General features: G+C 54.6%; 11 protein-coding genes and 2 pseudogenes. 3 read left to right on the top strand and 10 right to left on the bottom strand.

Going from position 1 to position 19,449, the window contains the following annotated elements:
- The 3 genes and pseudogenes from BKX96_RS31955 to BKX96_RS30540 form a co-directional block, all read right to left on the bottom strand.
- A pseudogene (locus BKX96_RS31955) lies at positions 1 to 570 on the bottom strand (transposase); the annotation flags it as partial.
- A gap of 255 nt (positions 571 to 825) precedes the next feature.
- Positions 826 to 1,638: a hypothetical protein gene (locus BKX96_RS30545; protein WP_077186297.1), complete on the bottom strand. Its 813-nt coding sequence runs from the start codon at positions 1,636 to 1,638 to the stop codon at positions 826 to 828.
- 466 nt (positions 1,639 to 2,104) lie between these two features.
- Positions 2,105 to 3,487 carry a hypothetical protein gene (locus BKX96_RS30540; protein ID WP_077186296.1) on the bottom strand — a complete coding sequence of 461 codons (1,383 nt, stop codon included), beginning with the start codon at positions 3,485 to 3,487 and terminating at the stop codon, positions 2,105 to 2,107.
- Positions 3,488 to 3,894: 407 nt separating this feature from the next.
- Here BKX96_RS30540 and BKX96_RS30535 point away from each other — a divergent pair.
- Positions 3,895 to 3,990, top strand: a pseudogene (locus BKX96_RS30535) (transposase); the annotation flags it as partial.
- Positions 3,991 to 3,996: 6 nt separating this feature from the next.
- Here BKX96_RS30535 and BKX96_RS30530 read toward each other — a convergent pair.
- From BKX96_RS30530 to BKX96_RS30500, 7 genes are all read right to left on the bottom strand, one after another.
- Positions 3,997 to 5,718: a chemotaxis protein gene (locus tag BKX96_RS30530; protein WP_077186295.1), complete on the bottom strand. Its 1,722-nt coding sequence runs from the start codon at positions 5,716 to 5,718 to the stop codon at positions 3,997 to 3,999.
- Positions 5,715 to 7,484, bottom strand: a complete 1,770-nt coding sequence (locus tag BKX96_RS30525) for a hypothetical protein (protein WP_077186294.1) — start codon at positions 7,482 to 7,484, stop codon at positions 5,715 to 5,717. The genes BKX96_RS30530 and BKX96_RS30525 overlap by 4 nt, the downstream gene beginning before the upstream one ends.
- Positions 7,485 to 8,098: 614 nt before the next feature.
- Complete coding sequence (locus BKX96_RS30520) at positions 8,099 to 9,667, bottom strand: hypothetical protein (RefSeq protein ID WP_077186293.1); 1,569 nt, start codon at positions 9,665 to 9,667, stop codon at positions 8,099 to 8,101.
- A complete protein-coding gene (locus BKX96_RS30515; RefSeq protein ID WP_077186292.1) occupies positions 9,660 to 14,522 on the bottom strand; it encodes an AAA domain-containing protein in 4,863 nt (1,620 codons plus the stop codon). Before BKX96_RS30515 ends, BKX96_RS30520 begins: the two co-directional genes overlap by 8 nt.
- 402 nt (positions 14,523 to 14,924) lie before the next feature.
- Complete coding sequence (locus tag BKX96_RS30510) at positions 14,925 to 16,139, bottom strand: cell division protein ZapB (RefSeq protein WP_179092192.1); 1,215 nt, start codon at positions 16,137 to 16,139, stop codon at positions 14,925 to 14,927.
- A gap of 44 nt (positions 16,140 to 16,183) precedes the next feature.
- On the bottom strand, positions 16,184 to 17,317 hold the full coding sequence (locus BKX96_RS30505; protein ID WP_077186290.1) for a hypothetical protein: 1,134 nt from the start codon (positions 17,315 to 17,317) through the stop codon (positions 16,184 to 16,186).
- 88 nt (positions 17,318 to 17,405) lie between these two features.
- Positions 17,406 to 18,257 carry a DUF6650 family protein gene (locus BKX96_RS30500; protein ID WP_218639291.1) on the bottom strand — a complete coding sequence of 284 codons (852 nt, stop codon included), beginning with the start codon at positions 18,255 to 18,257 and terminating at the stop codon, positions 17,406 to 17,408.
- 12 nt (positions 18,258 to 18,269) lie between these two features.
- Between BKX96_RS30500 and BKX96_RS30495 the strand changes: the two genes are divergently transcribed.
- A complete protein-coding gene (locus BKX96_RS30495) occupies positions 18,270 to 18,575 on the top strand; it encodes a pirin family protein (protein WP_077186289.1) in 306 nt (101 codons plus the stop codon).
- A 2-nt stretch (positions 18,576 to 18,577) separates the two neighbouring features.
- A complete protein-coding gene (locus tag BKX96_RS30490) occupies positions 18,578 to 19,444 on the top strand; it encodes an SDR family NAD(P)-dependent oxidoreductase (RefSeq protein WP_077186288.1) in 867 nt (288 codons plus the stop codon).
- The last annotated feature ends 5 nt before the right edge of the window (positions 19,445 to 19,449 follow it).

Here is a 19,449-nt window from a genome sequence, read left to right as displayed (position 1 = left end):
AACCAACTCCAGCTCCCGCATCAGGCCACGCACCTTGAACCGCCCGATTTGCTCACCGTCTTCCTGCATCATCGACACGATGCTGCGGCTACCGGCGGCACTTCGACTTTGCGTAAACAGTTCGTTGACCCGACTGCGCAACCGACGCCGATCCAACGTCCGGAGTTCGGCGCCTGAGGCGGTGGGCGTAGTAACACGAACGAGTGACATCAAAGACTGCGCAAAGCCAATCAACCGGCTCTTGGGGGCTCAGTTGATCAATCAGCGCGTGCGCTCGTGCTCTTCCGACATCAAGAGCGCGGTAGCCTTTTTTAAAATGGATTTCTCCCGCTCAAGGCGAGCGATTCGAGCTTCCAATTCCTGGATTTTCTGTTGCTCTGGCGTCAGCGCCTTGCTCTGCGGAGTCAAGCCGTTGCGCTCCTGCTGGAGTTGGTTAACCCAGCGACGCAACGCGGACTCGACCACCCCAAGCGAGCGGCTGGCTTCGATATGACTATAGCCTTGATCGAGCACGAGGCCTGCGGCCTCGCGTTTGAATTCAGCGGAAAAGGAACGACGTTGTTTGGTCATCAGACACCTCTATCTGGCGAGCATTCTCGCCTAAATGGGTGTCCGGTTTCATTAGACCACTACATGGCAGGTCTAGGCCGAAGGCCTACATAGCAGACCCTATGACGCTAGCACTGAAGTCTGGACGCCACTTATGCAGGGCCCGAGTATCATGGACGGCACATCATGCTCGGGTATCCTGATCAAAACCACCTGCTTGCAGGCTCTACCATTCGTGCCACCGCTAACTCATCAAGAAGGCTGCCACGCCTTCATTCAATCAGCCTTCTTGGGCTTGATTACGAAACCGGTGTAAAGCGTTGCAGCAGGTGGATGAAAATATTTTCCCCAACTGTTGAGGATCGGGGTAGCCCCGTGCAAGAAAATATGAACGTCTTTTCTACCATCCTTAAGTAGGTTGAAATCAGGATTACTTGAGAGAACTCTCGCTTTGATTGGCAGCATCTGCTCTCCGTTTTTAAACTTACTTCGAGTTGTCACGTAAAAATCGCCATGCTCATTCACCGAAGCAGAACCGACGACTACAGTTTCTGCGCATCCTAGTGACGAGATGTCTCCACCCGAATTCAAGAAAGCAAACGCATCGTAATAGGTCATTTGAGTACCGCTCACAGTCAGGAGGTATTCTTTACGTTCGCTCATAGTCATCGTGAACCAAGCATCCACAACTTCTCGTAGGGTTCCTGGATGAAGAATAACGCATGGCTGAATGCTTTCTGCCAATGCCTGACGCTCTGACATCGACGGTTTCTTTTGCTTACGGCGTTTAGGTAACTCGCCTAGGTGACTTGGAATGATAGTTTCAGGATTCGCCGAGGGCTGCTTAGCAGGATCACCAGCTAGGGTAGACTTGCTTTGACGCTTCTCATTGTCGCAACCTGGCTTGTGCAGTGTAGGAGCTTTGAAAAAGAAATTCTGTTTTTTGGAGATTGATGCTGCAACATCAACAAGGCAGTCAGGGCAAAAAAACAGGAGACCATCCGTCTTAGGCGCCGCATGCGCAAAACTGGCGGACACTGCGGCGTCCATTTCCCAGCAAATCGCCGAAACCATCAATTCATCGTTCATTAAATCCGAAGCCTCAATCGCTTATATTTTTCAAGAAAGCACCCTACTCCATGAACGCTAAAAAGTGCAGACAGCGCCTCCGTTGAATGAATAATTTTCTTTATCTTACAACCCTTTGCTCTGGCGAGTGCTGCAAGTTGCCAAGTAATCATAGGCAGTCAAAATATCTGAAGTGGCGAGAGCATACGAACATCACCTCTACGTTTGAAACCTGACTAGCTGTCAACCTAGAATAATGGAATCATGGTGCAAGGCATCGCTGCCAAGATTCGCTTCTACAAAGAAGCATTCCGCCCCCAGTACTTTATGCGCTGACGTCGTCTACCCCCTGATTATCAGTAGCGTTGGCTACCCTGATAGGCGCATCGATTTAGGTGAGTTTGAGTGCCGGGAAGATGCGTGTTTTCTTTGCTGTGGGCATCCTGCTCGGCAGGAGAGGCTGAGAACACGATTGCTAATTCGCGGTTTAGAGTCGCTGCTTAACCACCGCTAGACCAGCCCTAGTTTTGCGCAGATATAAGCCCCAAACCCCGTCTGGGAAAGCGAACAACGGATCACTTATAAAATCTCTTCCTGGATTTTCAACCATCAGATCCTTTGTAGCCTCGCGCAGCGAATCAAGGGTAAGGCCGGATTCAAATAGATGCGTGTTCAAAGCTACAGAAGTGTCGAATTTGTCGGCCAAATCATAGGCAAATCTTACCCTCGCACAGAGTTCAGCAGCAGCTTGCAATCTGTGAGGTTGAGCTCTCATTTCAATATGAAAAATGCCTGAGTGCAGATTGTTTTCCCTCGGGTAGTCAGTCGGCCGCAAGCCAATTTGGCCCACTGGCGTGAACCCTTCCACCAGTGCATCAATCCAGCCAGCGTAGCCTTCAAATTCCTGCCGAGACTGGTTAAGACCGTCCGTAATCGTCGGCAGCGTGAACCTCTCCAATGTCAGCTGGCTGCTGACATGAGCGTCCCCCGGTTTGGTGATCAATCCGAACTTCCATTCGGCGCCGCAGCGAGAAGCTACGTGCAGAAAAATCTCGTCTCCCTCACGAAGAAACGGATTGTGCTTACAACGAATGTCCGCTTGGGCATGATAGGTCGCATCTGAAAGCTGTCCCGTTTTCGGGCAGCGTGCACGAAGGCAAACCTGGCCATTGCTCCAATGGAAAGCGTCGTAATTCCCTGCATCATAAAAATCTTTGTTGAACTCACGTGCAATTTCGATCGCCCAGCGATGCTCAATCCCAATATTTGGAATTGAAGGCCCACGCCATATCTCATGCTCTGCTTCCTTGATCATTTCTAGCAGCGCTGACTTCGTGAATTCGCTTGATGGCGCCAGCAGCAGCGCCCCATCAGTCACTAGATTATCGCCAACAAATTTCTTTCCCATTTTTAGGATGGCCAGCCTGATTTTCTCTGGGTCTAAATCCGGTAAATGAGCTCGGATGATAAGATCAAGGCGCTTCACGCCCATCCAACCAACAAGGTATGCGGCGTCACTTTGAGTGGCTGACGTGACCTGCGCGAACTCACGCACGCGCTTCATTTCCAAGACCCGCTCTGGAGGGTAGTTCCAGCGGAAATCGTCAATTTGTGTACTGCACTGTTTACACATCCAAGTCCCGTTGGACAAAGCTTTGATCTGAGCCTCTGTCATGCCCACTGGTGGGCGTGGCCCCAACTCAGACGCAGCATAGATATGAGCTGCTACACCGGTGCCAACGGCACCATCCTCCCCCTTTTGGTTTTTCGCTGGAGCGATCGTCGGCCGTAAGCAGTCATAATGCGAACACAGATACCCCGCGCGCTGCGCCAACAGCTTCTTTGTCTTCATGTTGAACTCAACGCGCATTTATTATTTTATGCTCCGCAATTAACGATCATCAGGCTGCGTCTGTGCATCACCCTCCGGAGTTACTTCCGGCCAGCCCTTACATAGCCCTGCCACTCTTCAACAGTATGTCGGATGTGGGGTGCCTGGCTACGCCGCTACCTGAGTCGTGCAAGGTGACTTCGGCGGACGCTTACACTGCGACTTACAAGCAGCTAGTTCGAGCGTCCAATCTCCCAATCTGGTTTTCGATCTGGTTATTATCGATGGGTGTCGCACCGGCTTCCAGGTATCGCGCCAGCACTGCTCAGCGTTTAAGGCCGCTTCCATCGCTAAACGTCATCTTCTGGCGCGGGCATGCATTACTGAATAATCCCGGGTTTCGTAGACACCTCTATGCCTTAAAATGAGGCCAATCAGGAGGTGCGATGAGCAACCCTCGTTATCCCGAAGAATTCAAAATCCAAGCGGTCAAACAAGTGACCGAACAGAAGCTGCCTGTCGCTGATGTAGCTGCACATCTTCGCTTGCTAGAAGCCGTTCTTCGAACTGCTATGCGCAATTCTTACCTCTTTCAACAATTGCAGCCACAGATTGGGAGGTATTGGTAACCGATGGTGTCGACATGCCATGACAAGAATTGGCCAATGACCGAGGCTAATTGCAGACAGAGCATGGAAGTGATCGTCCTGAGCGTTCTCAGCTTCCAGAACTTCAATGGCTGCATTGCCGTTTGCCGTTATGGGGATGTCTGTCAGAGCCATGCCGTGACCAGAATGGCCAAGGTAAACCTCACCCTCACTGTCAGCACCAGGAACCCAAAGCTGCATGTTGCAATGCGCGAGTTTCTCCTTGGCGAACTCAGCTAAGGCCTGAGTATTTTCTGTCGTCCCTTGCGATGATGCCCAGAGAGCCAAAAGAGGTATTAGGGTGCTGCCCTTGGTTTGGTCTTTTCGATACTCATCGGTCTGGTCACGAGGGTGGTTGATCAGTTCTCGATAGCTCCCGTGAATTGTGGGATAACGGTCATGGGTACTGAAGGTGAACAGGAAGCTGTTTATTAGCTCGTCTGCGTAACTTTGAGCCCAAGGCTGCCATTCTTTTATCATTGATAAAAAGATAAGTGCGACACAGATATCGATGGACTGCTCGTCTGCAATCGGGCTTAAAAGGCTGCGGTTGTTTTCTATTAGATCCCGAATCTGTGCAGCGAGATTTTTCGCAGGAGTGAGATCGCCTTCGTTGCAAACACCGGGGATGTCATCGGTGCTTTCGCTCCAAAGGAACCACAAACCACGAAGTGACAATCTTCCCAACGTCTCAAATAGTTTGAGGTTCACATCGACCGCTGCTCCAGAGTTTACAGCTGCTGAGACTGCATGTTTGTACTGCACGAGGGGCAGTACTTTCTTGCCAAGTAGCTCGTCCCAAACCTGGAAATGCAAATCGACCATCTCAGAAAAAGTGATGCTGATTTCTTCCGAGATTTTTAACCTGTTTCCCACATCGCCATTAATGAGCTGCCATCCTTGGAGGATTGCGAGTTCGCTAGCTCTGTAAGGCGCTTCCAGATTGCCTGAGTCACGAGCCCAAACAAAAATCACCCAAAGACAGATGTAAATTTGCCTAATGGTCGTCAGCCGCGCCTGAGGCGTTTCGTTTGTGCTGGAAATCAAGCCCGAGACTAATTGAGAAAAGTGCGTAAAGGCGATTTCAGGTTCATCTAGCATCGCAACGGATTTTTGAAAACTGTTACGCAGGCTTTTATCGACTAGCTGCTGCCTGAGAACTCCTTCGCTCAGAAGCCCGGCCAGGTAATCGCCGTTCCATTCTTGGAAGGATACTCGGTCAGTTGAATGCTTTCTGGTGAACTGTGTCAGATTGTCTCGCACGGCCTCTTGAACATCGCCGCCGAAGCACAGGCAAATAACGATCTTCAGGTGCTCATGCTGCGGGGGTATCCGAGAAGGGATATAGAAGTCGAGAATCTCGTTTATTGAGCTTCGGAGCGCTTGTAGCGATCCATCCCAATCGGCTCGTGTCAGATCGCCCTGCTTGATGGAGAACAGAAATATTTTTTCCTCATCATCGGCCATTCCTATTGCCGCAACGTCTACACCATACTGACGTGTCCCCACGGATGGTCGTGAGATCACGTTGTAGCCGAGTTCGCTTAGTAAGTCGGGTAGGACGACGTCCAACTCGCGGCGTTCACGTAGCGAAGCGAGGTACTGTCGAAAGACGAGTTTCATTTTGGGAGCTTCTCAAGTTTAAAACTCATGAGTTTGATGTGAAGGCTTGTCCGATCTAGCACTTCTTCTCGTGGCAGCTCAAATTGATGGCTGAAGCCCGTTAATTCCATCTCTATTCGTCGAGGTGGGGTTGTTGGTATTTCACCTTGTCGAGCTGATTCAGGAGCTCCCCCCACCCAGCTGACCATCCCATTTCCGTATAGCAAAATTCGCTGAGGAAAGAGATCCATAAGAAAGGATTGTTTAGATCCCTTCTGCATGGCATCGGTCATGCTGTCAGAGTGACGTTGCCATTCGATCTGGCGCTCCCTCTCGGATGGATGGAGTTCTGGAACGCATCCTATTTGATCTATTCCGTGCCGATAGTCCTCCAGCCTAGCAAGAGCGTATTTCACCATCGGACGAGCCACGTCCTCTTCATCTTCGGCTACTGATCTGAGATATTTTTCGGCCAGGCTCGGATAATTAATAAGCAGCGGGTCAAACAAGAGGTCTTGCAGCTCCTCCGTCTGCGGGGGTGTAGCAGTACGACCTAACGAGGTTAGAAACGTGGCTATGGTCACGGGCTTTAGAAAAAACGCAGCGATGGCTTTGCGTGCAACAAAACAGTATTCGAATTCGGTGAGTCGAAACCGCGCAAAATCGATCTGAAATCGATGTTCATCCTTTCCATCGAACAATCCCTCGTCAAGCTCTTGGCAAAGTCTGTAACTTCCCGAATTGAGCCAGGCAACGACCCACTCATCCAACCCCTCAGGCTGGCCTTCATGTAGTTTTCGGATGACAGAGTCAAAATTGCTGAAAGAGAATTGTCGACCCTCTCGCAATATTAATGTCTCTAAATAATTTCGGGCACGCTCCCCATCACCAATCTCGATGAAATGGGCGAGTCCTAGATCAACCAGGTTCAACGTGTCGACGTCTGGGTCAATGGGATACAGAGCAGTCAACAACGACTCCCTCACTGTGGAGGCCAAATCTTTGAAGCTGAAAGCCAGGGCGTAGGCCATTTCGCGTGCGACGGTGGCAGTGGTCGGGGTGGAAGCGTGGATGACTAAGCTGTGTATGGCCTCGGCGAGTGCGGGCGGAGCTGATTGGAACCAAGAGAGAACAGTTTTTAAAATTGCACCTCTAATCTCCTCCGAGGTCTCGCGTGCCAAAGCAGTTTGGAAGACACCTAACAGCTTGCGCCATTCCGCCTCCTCAACGAGCGGCGCAGCTAGAAACGCTCTTACTACGTCAACTCTTTGCGAATTTTCACCAGAGCTCAAGAACTCATAGGCACGGCCTGAAAAATGGGCCGTATCCACCTTGAGTCCGTATTGGATTGATATGGCAAGGCAGTGATAGCTCGCGGCACCAGGGAATTGGCCATCTATGAGATTGAGTAGTTCTAGCGGCCTTGATTGTGAGGCTGCGCACCAGGTAGCTAATGCATCTGTTGCTGTATAGGATTCAGCGCCGTCAGCCTTGAAGAGCACGCCAAGCGCATGCAGGAATGGTTCAGCTGGCGTGTTCAGTTTACCGAGGAGTCTTCCGTAAATTTGCAACCCGTAATCGCGCACATGATTCTGAAATGAGTCCAGGCAATGCGGTCGCAATAATTTGAGTAGATCTACTTCTCCGCTGTTGTGACAAGCCGCTAGAGTCTCTGCAAGCCCCTCATATTCATCGTAGCGACAGCCCCAAGGGTTCTGAAATATTGAGTCAAGCAACGTGCCATGCTCATTCCCTGCAACTATGTCGGCACGAGTAGGTACGGTCATCCTTGAGCTCCTGGCGTTTGGTCTTACTGCCTACAGGCGCGTAACCGAGGCAGTAGGTTCATCGAGTCGAATCGACTCGCACTGAATCACACGTCGACCGAGCCCATAGAAAAAGTGGTTTAAGTTGACTCTGCGCAACGACTGATGCAATTAAATCAGAGTTTTAAAGCTTGTGCTCAAGCATAGCCAGAAGCCCGATTGCACAATGCCGATGCTCATGCCAAACACTCCTAGCTCTTAAAGCATCGACCGAAAAACTTAACAATGGGCCTGATTGCTCCTTGAGCAAGTCGAGCTTAGTTCTTGAGAGCCTTGAAGCGGAGAGTGGGGCTCGTAATTCTCGATCTACAGTTCGGTGGGTAATTGCGCTGACTAAGCCACCCATTTGCATTCGGCCTGCATCGGTCAATAGCCGGTGTTGGCGCATCAACTGATTCGCAGACCAGTTGGGTGAGGCAAGGGCTCCATACAAGAACCCCTGGGCACACACCTTACAAAAGCTGATCACGCTCATTAGGAGCAAATGTGAGCTACTGGCGCCTAACGGCAATCGGTAGCGGTCATAACGCATTCAACGGACAACATGCTCAAACGGTTGCAGCTTCACTAGCAGGTCAGTCAGCAAGGGATCGTGGGGAAGTGACATAGCGATCGAGGAAAGAGAAATCACTTACGTCGGCGTCGTTGAACCAGAGCTTGCGCCCTTCAGGTGTGCTACCGCTTCCCCGACCTGAGCCGTAGAGCGACGACGCCAAGGCAGCCCGAGTAAATTCCACCATCTTTCGCAGCTTCGCTTCAGACTGAGTCACAAACCCCAAGGGCACATTGTACCGGTCGGCACTCGGCACCACCCATTGGTATGTTGCCGCGCCGAAGAACCCTGGGATCAATAAAATTTCGAAGCATTCCTGCTTGGGCTGGTATGGTCCTAGGAACACACGGCTGAAACCCGCATCGAGCAGATGGCGTGCACGCTTGACGAGCCCATCCCTGTTCTCGTCTTGGCGACAGGGCGCTATGGCGACGACCTCCAGCGTTGTACCCAAGCCCTCCTTGAGCTCGGCCTGGATATCGTCGATGAGGTCACGAACCAGGCTAGTGCGCCCCCATAGTTCGGAGTCCGGGATCACCCAGAAGATGGCCGCTGGCCGCTCGGTGTTCGTCGTCCTCTTGAATGCCGCGAGCGCCTTACTCAGCCCATTCAAAAGGCGCGACCGGCATTTTGGCATATAGGGAGCGCCAAGAAGCGCCTGGCTCTTGCCGGCGTCGTACACTTCGCCGTTCACCTGTCCATGCACATCGTGTACATACCGCCCGAAGTCGATTACTTGGTCTTTGCGCAGGCCCATTTGCCCATTGGGCTTAATCAATACGCTCCTCTCCCCACTAATCGGCGGTGTCAGCAGATACCGCGTGAGCAGCTCATCGTCGAAGAGCTCGATGAAGGCACGCAGGTGGTTGGTCCGGGTTGAGAGGGCGGCGATCCGGTCGGATGTCAGGGTCCGCACCTGCGAGCGCAGAGACTCAGGAAGAAGTTCAAGCTGGGTGTCGATTTCAAACGCGACGTTGCCCTCGACATCGACTTCGAAGTGGACAGGAAGTGGCACACTGAATGGGCGCCCGGCGCGAATCTCGTCCACTTTGTAGCAAGCGTAAGCCCGCCGGTTTTCATCTTCCTGTTCGAAGCGTTCGATGTCGTGGAAGTGTTTGTGAAACGCTGCCTCCGCCCTATCAATGGTTTTGCCTACAGCGGGATCATCGGTGTTCCACTTCAGTTCCAAAGCGTTGTCCCAGTAGCTGCTCGATAGCGCCTTGGGCAGTGGCGTGTAACTCAATAGCTCAAAGACGGGGCGGCTTTGCCGCTCGGCGATTCTTGTGAAACGCGGCATTCCGTCTGATGACCCCGCGAAGCGCGACTCGGCATAGGAGGTCAACGAGATGCGGCCGTTGATCTCGCCGACGAGGCCTTCTTCTCGTAAGAGTTCAAGCAGATTCCGTACCTCGCCCGCGGAGAGGCCGAAGTACTCCCGTAGTGCGCCGACCTCCAAGGGACCGCTCAGGTGCAGTAAGCGCACCGCGAAGTCCGTCATGACTGGCACCTGACGGTCGACGGAGACATGACAGCGTACGTTGAAAAGCTGCGCAGGAATCGCAACTGCGATGGTATTGAAACGCTCACGCATTGGACAGGCTCCGCTTCAGTTCCTTGGATGGCACAAACAGGGCCAGGTGTCTCTCTGCGAGGCGTTCGACTTCATCGAGCACGCTTTTCATCGGCGTGGCCGCCCGAGTCCGCCACATCGAGGAGGAGCTGACGATCACCAGTCGGTCCTTCGATCGAGACATGGCCACGTTGATGCGCTCCGGATCGCTCAAAAAGCCAATGTTCTCGCTGGTGTCGTTGCGCACCACCGAGAGTATGATGATGCGGTTTTCCTTGCCTTGGTAGCTGTCCACTGTACCGACTGAGAAGCAGTGACGAAGCCCGGACGCCCATTCAGCCTGCTCGAGCTTATTTCGGATTAGGTCCCGCTGAGCGGAGTACATGGCGATGACCCCGATGATGGGCTCATGGTCACCGTCCTTCTTCTGAACCTGTTCCAGGAACCTAGCAGACGTAAGGATTGCCCGAATCACTTCCACGACGGCCAAGGCTTCCTGCTCGTTCATGAGCGCACCTTCATGGGTGCCAGCCGAGCGGTGGAAGGCCTCGCGTCCCTGATCTTGGGTGTCGACCCACACTACCTGCGAGGCGAGGAATGCTGGCAGCTTCTCGTACTCTGCTCCCGGAGGAGCACGTCCAACCTCAAGTGCATCTCCGTAGAAGCAATGCGACACGAGTCGGTTGATGTGCTCCGCCATACGGTACTGCACACGCAATGTTCTTCCCACCGACTGGCCGTAATTCGATGAGAACGCACGTTGGAAATTGTTCATCCGCCGGAAGTCTTTGCGCGGCATTCCCAGTAGGGCCGACGCTTGGTCCTCAACAGCGCGGGGGTACGAAGGCGGCAATTGTAGGTGATCGCCCACCAGTAGCACGCGCTTTCCCGCCTGCATCGCGACGACGAGCTCCATTGGCGATGCCCGCGCGGCCTCGTCGACGATTACCCAGTCGTAAGGAACTTCCGTAATACCCAGCGCCTGCTTTCCAACGCCTACGCAGGTGCCCGCCACAATGCTGGAGCTGCGAGCGAGAAACGCGGTGTAGTTAGAGCGCGGGCTACGTAGCACCTGGGAGAATTCCGTAGATAGGAGAGCAATCTGTTCCAGGCGAGCGCACTTAGCCGGGCTCGGCGAACCGTGCTGGTGAGCCAAGGACTCAAGTTTCTGGCCCAGCAGATCGCGTAAATTGGCTGCGTCGTCGCTGGTCGATGCGTGGATGCCGAACTGGCGCTCCGCGACCTCGACGAACACTTGCCTGAGCCGCCGCAGATGCTCCTTAGCCGAGGGGTCCTTACCATCGGCCTCGTCTATGGTGCATATGAGGCGGTCAATACTTTGGAGCAACGGGCCCAGTGTGATGTGAAGCTTCGTCGCGGAACGCACGTAGCCTTCCGGAAGCCCCATGGCCACGCCCACCGCTCGGACACGATCCATGCTTTCCGCGTCAAAGCTCTCGCGGTAGCGCTGACGTAACGAATCCTCTTGGACATTACGGAGTCCGGGCGAAACCATCGATTGCAGACCGACGCGCACCATGGGCACATCCATACTCGACGCACGCAGCGAACCAGCCACCTTGTCCATGACATTGTTCACGGCCTCATGCGATTGGCTGACCAGCAAGATGTTATGAGCCAGCCCTCGCGACAGCAGAAGGTGTACAAACGACGCGATGAACTTGGTCTTCCCTGTTCCTGGCGGTCCCTGCAACAGTGAAACCGGGCCATAAGACAGAGCGATCCGTAAGGCCTCTTCCTGGGAGGAGTTAAGGTCGTAGTTGCTGAGGTCACCCAGATCAACCGCGACATTGCGCTTCGGCATTCGCTCAGTGTCTGGATCGAAGTAGTCAACAAGCGAAGGTATGAGGCCACCGCCCGCAAGTACCCGCTTCATCGCCGCGACCCGCCGTTCAGACGCCACCTTTTCGAAGGTACCGCGCACGTGCATGACGTCTCCCGTTTTCGGCGAGAACCGCATGTTTTTGGCACGCACTCGCATCACGTCGCGTCCGAGGTCGGGTGAGACCCAGCCAACAGTAAACCAGCGCTCGCTGCCGTCAGTAGCGTCCACGCCGCGCTCCAGTAGTTCGATTTCTTCGCCCTCAGAGAAATCGAGCACGCCCCCCTCGCAGTCGAAGGGGATGAACCACTCGTCGCTATCCGGCGAGAATTGCTTCGCCCCATTCCGCACCGTGATCTTAGTGACGTTCATTTCATCGGTGTCGGATAGTGCGGTCCAGAGTGCTGTTGCCGATACCCTTTGATAGGGTGCACGCTCGGACTGACGGGCGTAAGGGTCGGCACCGAGAGCAACTGCTTCGTTACCTTCCAGATCATCCGGAACGTTCGCGCAGTAGAGCTGGTACAACCAATCGGCCAGCAATGCGACGTTAACCTCTTCCGCAAAGGAGACATGAATCTCACCATTTAGCGAGAACATCTTGCGCCGGTGGGCATTGACGAACTCGATGTGGTCGATTTCCTTAACTGCGCAGTCAAGTACAGCGTCCTCTTCCGGGTCGTACTTGATGTAAAGTTCTTGCCGCATCCCTACGACGTTGAATCGAACGTGTCCAGTCTCGGTATGCCGGGTCGCGCGCACCGAGTACTCGCCATTGTTGGAGACCAGGTCCAACGACGAAGTATCACTGCGGCCGCGAGGCCTTAAGACTGCCTGGAAAGTCGAGATTGAGCGCTGTTTCGGGTGAAGTTCGTCCTGCAGTGTCTCGGCCAGCAGATCTAGCGGCGGCAGTGTATCCACCAGTTCGATGGCTCGATTCACGTCGTTTCGCGTGCCCGCGAAATCCTCAGGCAACAGTGTCAGTACAAGCGTACACACGGCAAACGCGTCACGGTAAAGCGGGGATGCGCTCTCCAGAGCCGGCGGCACCGTACCAAGCGTTACTCCTTCATCACCATCGGCGCTTAGGTCTGGAATGTCCACCAACACGATCTGTGGCAGCTGCGCCTCTGCCGTCTGCGAAACGATGATGTTGTCCGCTTTTACGTCGCCGTGGGACAGTCCCAAGATGTGGAGGCGCTGCACAGCGTTGAGCACAGCGTGCGCGACGAGCGCGCGATGACGCCCCTCCGGGTTACTTGCCAGCCAATCGGTGAGCGTCTGACCCTCAGTCCATCGCGTAACGAGCATCAGGCCAAACATGCTCAAGCCAAAATCCAAAACTTCTGGGGCGGCGTCGAACCCTGACTGACGCATGGACCTAGCTTGCTGGAGGAACGCAAGCAACCTTAGATTGCGCGCTAGATACTTTGGGTCGTACTTGAGCTGTGGCCAGCACTTGACCAGTACTCGGTCACCGTTCTGCTCTGACTCATAAACCATCTTGGAAGGCGTAGACGAGATCATTTGCTTAGGCGTGAGGGTAATCGGGCTGGCATCGGTCTCGTAGCCCTCGAAGTCTTCGGCGCAGACGTCCGGCCCAGCATCGACGGCCAAACAGGCATTCAACGCGTCGAGTGCCTCGGAAGCGTTGCGGTATCGCGTTTTAGGATCCAGGTCCATAGCTTTGGCGTACCAAGGTGCCAGCGCTGGTACGCCGAGAGTGACTGTGTCGTCGTAGACCGGCACATTGTCGAGACGCTCTAGTTCGTGGCCCTCCAGCATCTCATAGACCAGTACCCCCAGCAGGAACATGTCGCGAGCGAAGGGATCAGCAGAACGAGCCTGCGCAGCGACGCCATCATCCTCCGGCAGTTCGATGGATCCGGTCTCTAGCTCGAGGCGATGAACGCCCACGGTCTGGGCTTGCGGGACGCGTGCGGCAGCGAACGTCGATAGGATCACACGGGCCGGTTCGAGCACCCACAGCGTGCGTTTGGTAATGTCGCGATGAGCAATTCCCAATGCGTGTAGTTTCGAGAAGCGTGCCAGGATACTTTTTGCCAACAAGCGTCGGTCTTGCTCGTTGTTGCTGTTGCGGTCTAGGTGCTCGGAGAGACGCGCAATGCCAGTGGGAAGACGGTACGCCTCGACGAAGTTGGTGGTGATGTCGTCTGCCGTCGCGGACCCGATCGGTTCTAGCAGGTCTTCATGCAGCTCGGGTGCTTGGACGCGCAGCGTCTCGTTCAAGCGCAGCTCGCGAAGGCCGATGGTCTGTCGCTCGATGGTAGACGTGCCGCCGCCGGCGAGCTCTTCGAAATTCCACTTTCGCAGCAACGCTTTTGAGCTTCGGCTCTCTTGGTGCTCAGCCAAAAACTCCGACCAGATTTTTCGGGGATGGATGTAGTCAGCCTGGTCATCGATCTGCTCAAAGCCATGCAGCACGGTGCGACGTTTGAGCACCGCCGGGTTGGAAGTGGAAAAGATGGCGTTGTACTGCTGCCGCTGCGGCAAGGGGTCCGCGGACCGATAGCTCCACGTCGGCGGGATGTCGGGGAAGCGTTTGTTGTAGCGTGTCGCGTCGGAGGCCGCATGCACGAAGTCCGGGAGCATTGCAACGAAGCGGCGCTGCTCGTCCGGGAAGTTGATTAACCGGCACTTGGGGTGGCACAGCACCACCAGCGACTCAATGAAGGGCAGCTTCAGGGAGGAATTCTTCGCCTGAATGAACTGCCTTAAGGCGCGGGCTTTATTGTCTGTGGTATCGACCGGTGAGGGCATGGGATCGCCGCGATGGAGCCACTGACCGGACGAATACGAGATGTCGCCGGACCAGTTCTTCAACTCGACCACGAGGATTCGATTGGTTGTCAGCAGCAGCAGATCAATATCCAGCGGCTGCTTGGAGCCTCGCGTTACCAACCGAAATGCTGCGTACGCACCCCATTCGCGGGGTAACTTCGCTTCGAGCTCGCGCAAGGCGGCATGCTCGACCTCCAGGACACCCTTGGGGCTGAGATAGTTGATGCGCAAAGTTGAGATCTCCCTATCCTGATTTATTCGCCAGCCGTCTACATTGGACGGTTCACCCGACTCTCGAATTGTGCCATCACGAACTCGAAAATACTTAAGCAATCGGCGGACAGCCTAACTGCTCCTTTTGCACACTCAGTGATCCCACACGCGCCGGGCGACTGGTCACTTTACGCCGTTTTCAGCCGGTCTCCACAAGCAGAAAGCGGTCATATACGGACGTTTGATCTATCAACGAAACGAGGGTGATTCAAAGGTTGGCGTGGAACTGCATCGCGAAGTATGCGGAGTCGTTTGTCGAACGCTGAGCCATTAATTGAGGAACGCGTCAGTCGTGTTGCGGATTTGCATTCGACGTCCGTGACCTCGTACAGCGTCTTGAACATGGTTGCTGGCAGGAATCTAGCCGGTGCAGCGGCCTACCAGGAAGACTACAACGACCAACAACGCCCAAAGCACATACCTATTGGCCGGGCGACCAGTCTGGGGTGGGGTGTCAGGGGCATGCCGGCCAGTTGCATAGTGCCGCACCCTCTCCCGTACCGCATACTCGGTTTTCCCCTTGGCATGCCCACTTTGCATCGCCAATTGCTCCCTCAGTTGAGCGTTCTCCCGAGTCAGCATATCTGCGTTTTCGCTCAGGGTGCGTGTGCGCTCGACCAACGCCTCCCGCTCAGTAACCGTGCGAATCGCGTCGGCCAATGTCTGCCCCAACACCGATGGTGTGGCGAACGCTTGGTCTGCGTGTTTGTCCAGTAACAGCACATCTTTGTCGTGGCCGAGTGCGGTATAGAAAGCTCGACCACTCGCCAGTAGCGCGGCTGCCACTTCATACGAGTCACCAATGGCTGTCAGTCCGCCGCCTCCGCCGCGGGAAATGACCAAAACCTTGATGGCAGGATTACGGCAGACCTCGAGTAAGTCCTCAATGAAGCAGCCAGGCTTCATGAAGTTCGTTACCACGTGCCGACAATTGACAATCGCTGGCACGGCTGAAGCTGCATTAGTCAGGTCCTGCCAGGCGGTATCCGTGGTGAGGAATGCCACCGCGCTTGGGCCATGCCTGGCGACCGCCGCCTCAAGCGTCAAGCGCGGCTGATGCCGGTCGAGCGGGGCGAGAGCCTCTTTGGTCCGTCCATCGTCCTGCGAAGCGTCTTCAGGCAACCAGTTGCCGACCTTGTCGCCCACCAAAATCACCTCATGGGTGGTGCGTAAGGCTTCTGAGTGTTTGATGCGCAAGGTGCCATGCAGAATCACCGGCTCGTTGTTTTGGATGCTGACATACGGCTGCAGCTCAAATCGGATGGAGGCATCACCGAGCCCGCCTAGGCGCCCATAAATTTTCGAAGCCCGAATGCCTCCTGGCTTTTTCCAATAATGCACTTCGGTGGCAATCCCTTTCACAGTGACCGAGCCAGTAGGCGCTGTGATCTTCAACAGGTTGTTGAGGGATTCGGATGTAAGCGCAGGGGCCGCCATGGCGACGGCATCGGATGACATTTCAGTAACGTTATTCATTGCAAAAAGCCCAAAATTTACGATGTGAACGGTGAGCTGAGGGCTGATCGGCAGCGCTAGCCAGCCCGCACCAGAGCCAAATGTTTTTGAACGACTCACCGCAGCGGCTGCTTGGCGCTTCGCGGTGAGCTTTTGGTCAACGATTACTGGGGGGGCACAGAGATCGATTCGACAAACAGATTAATGCTGCCCTTTCGGAATGCACTCGGATCGAACACGGTGCTCGAAAAGGCCTCCTTGAGTGCCGTGATTTGCTCCGGACTAAAGTTCTCCTCGATGTATTTGGGACCGTAGGCAGAGTTCTCGGCGTAGTTGAGCAGGATGTTGGAAAGACCAATTCTAAGAGATCCATTATCCAGTTTGAGCAGGCGCTCAATCGCATCCTTGAAGGTTTGGTTTCCCTTGGAGAATGTAAAGATGAAATGCGTCCTGCCAGCTTCTGGAAAAACATTGAGCATTACGTTTTTCATTTCCAGGCATCTTGTCGCGCGCGACAGAGCTATCCGCCGTTCATCCTGCTCGGAGATGATGCGATTACCATCGTGGTCGAAGTACGGGATATACGACGTGCAGCAAGCTACTGGGCAGGCTCCCTCGAGAGAGTGATAAACATGTTCGAATTTCGATGGGTGATCATGGTCTATCGCACCCGTCAGGTCATCGCAAATCTGGCGCAGCTCCGCGATGTTGTGTTCGCACTGCTTGTGCCTAATCTTAATTTGCTGCTTTGCCGCGCCCTCCAGCATCGCTTTCTTAATGGAGGGTGGCACCTCCACGAGGCCTTCCAGGATCAGCGGAAGCATCGCCTGGAGGTGGGGTGGGAAATCTTCTACGCCAAGCTTGTCTCCCAGTTGGATCTCACAAAGTCTCTTCGACTCAAGATTGGCATGAAGCTCCTTGGCCGCAGCGCGGTAAGCGTAGATATCCTTTTGCTTAGCCGTTGCGGTGAACACCACATCCTCAATGGGCTGAAATATTGATTTGTCGTGCCACCCGCAGAAGCCACTGAAGGTACTGAATTTCTTGATTCCTTCCAGCTTGAACTCTGGAATCATTGATGTCATGTCGTCTGCGGGAGCGAGACCAAGGTAATAAACCTTCCCTGAACCGCCATCCGCGATAGATGCGAGAATTTTCCCTCGCTGAATGGAATGGGCCTGCACAATTTTACCGGCGCATCCCGCTTGCTCATCTCCACCGCGTAAGCACCCTTTGACACTAGCCTCTTTCTGCTTCTGGCCCAAAGTCTTGTTGAATTCGATCTGATCCTGATTCACTTATCCCCCTCACTCCATGTCGGCAGACGTCAACCTTATTAAAATCCGACGCGACGATGCGGCTGCGCAAATATGTGTTGTTGTGCAATTAAGCCCTGAGCGGCGCAATACGTTGCAGATCCTCGCTCAACGCAATGCCATAGGCATATGAGAGGTTGGCAATCTGCAGTCCGATGGCATTCCTAAGCGTTGCCAGTGCATCGCTGAACTGAAGCCATTCAGGATCACCCCCATTACAGCGCAATGTCCTCAGGTCTGATGACTCAACCACATTGAAGAATGCCAAGATGGTTTTGGTCAGTGACAGCAAAATTCCATCAAGTGGTGTTCCATCCAGCAGTTCGGAGCGAATGGTAGTGAATCGCGAGCGAAGATCGTCCAACGATTGTCTGACGCGGTCGGGAAATTCGGCGTCGAAAGTGACCCACAGCGACCGGCGATCCTCCATGGAAGTGATGATTTTCTTCGCAATTTGCGGCTCCATGCGACCGCTCTGGAGCAATGCGAGACTGCGCGAATACCCTTCGGTGCGAATTTCCGAAACCATGGTTTCGTGGTCTGTCTTCCATTTTCTAAGCTGGTTGTCAGTGTGTCCGAGTTCATCGCTGTCTACGATGACTCCGCATTCCCTGCACAGCCAAATGCCGTTTTCAATCGATACACGCTCTTCAGGGGTTTGCGTTGCCATGTAGCGGGGGCCTAGCTTGGAAGCCGCATGAATATGCGCAGCATGGCCCGTGGTCAGAGCTTTGGTCGGCACCGAAGACGGTCCGACGGTGAGCTTGAGGCAACGCGGATTGGAACAAAAGTGCGCTGCCCGGAGGGCAAGCGCTGTCTTAGTGGCGGCGGTAAAATTGTCTCTCGTGGTCACTACCAAACTCCCTGTGCAGTAAATGGCGATTTTGGGCGTCTTCTTCACGCAATGATATCGCTTTGACATCGCCAATCTCCAGTGATTGACTCGGGATGTGATCGAGCCGATCAATGGGCCGTGCTGGCCAGCGGGATGCCCGGTGATGAACGCGCGTTGCCCATCCGCGCCGACGCCCGCGTGCGGGGCGCGACGCTAAAAGCCGGTCAGAGCTTGAGCACCGTTTGCGCTATGGCTCGCCACGCCTATTTGGTGCCGACGCTCGGGGCAGTGAGGGCCAACGGCGAAAGGGTCGAAGCAGGCAGCGGCGTGGCCATGACCGACGAGGCGTTGCTGGTGGTAGAGGCCATCGACGATACCGAAGTGGTAATGGTCGAGGTGTTTTGAACATGAATACGATCACCATGACCGGCGGGACTTTTGGACTCGGTGCGGCGGCCGCGCAGCGTTTGAGCGCGTCCCCTGACACCCGGCTGATCATTGGTGGCAGAGAAACCCATATACAGCTCGACCTCGCCAGTCAGAGCAGTATCAGGCGATTCGCCCGGCAAGTGCTCGACACACTGGGCAAGAGCAGGATCAACGCCTTGGTCCTAAATGCCGGGCTGAGTTTCCCGACCGTAGCGCGCACGGAAGACGGCTACGAAACCACGTTCGCGGTCAATCACCTGGGGCACTATCTACTACTGCGTCTACTAGCACCGTTACTGGCGCGCCATGCAATCGTGGTGCTAACCACCAGCAATACTCATGATCCGCGGTACAGCCCGGTCGCGCCGTTTGCGTTTGTTGATGCACAACAACTCGCGCATCAGGACCTCGGCAAAGGCCCGCGTGGCGAGGTGGCATTCGAGTCCGGCTTCCGCGCCTATGCTACGTCCAAGCTGTGCAACCTGCTGACGGCCTTAACCTTCGCCAACTCAAACGAGGCCAAGGCTCGGCGCTTGCGGATTATCGCGTACAACCCAGGCTATACCCCCGGCACCGGCCTGGGACGCAATTTGCCGAACGGCACGCTACCGGAACCGGCCATGGCATTAAGCCCCTACTTCGCCGAGAACATGCGTATTCAGGCTGGAGAGGTCCTGGCCGACCTGGCGCTGGGGCGAATCGTTCCGCCCATAGGGTATTTTTGTGCGTCGTTGGTTAGAGGTCAACTGACATGGCCAGAGGCATCAGAACTGGCTTGTCGTGACGATGTTGCTCAGCAACTATGGGGCGACAGTGCTGTGTTGACGGCGATGGACTGTGATTAGTTGTA

It is taken from the genome of Pseudomonas putida, assembly GCF_001976065.1.
GTDB classification, from domain to species: Bacteria; Pseudomonadota; Gammaproteobacteria; order Pseudomonadales; family Pseudomonadaceae; genus Aquipseudomonas; species Aquipseudomonas serbica.
The sequence above is the reverse complement of the archived record's forward strand: the minus strand, read 5'-3'. Positions and strand labels throughout refer to the sequence as shown.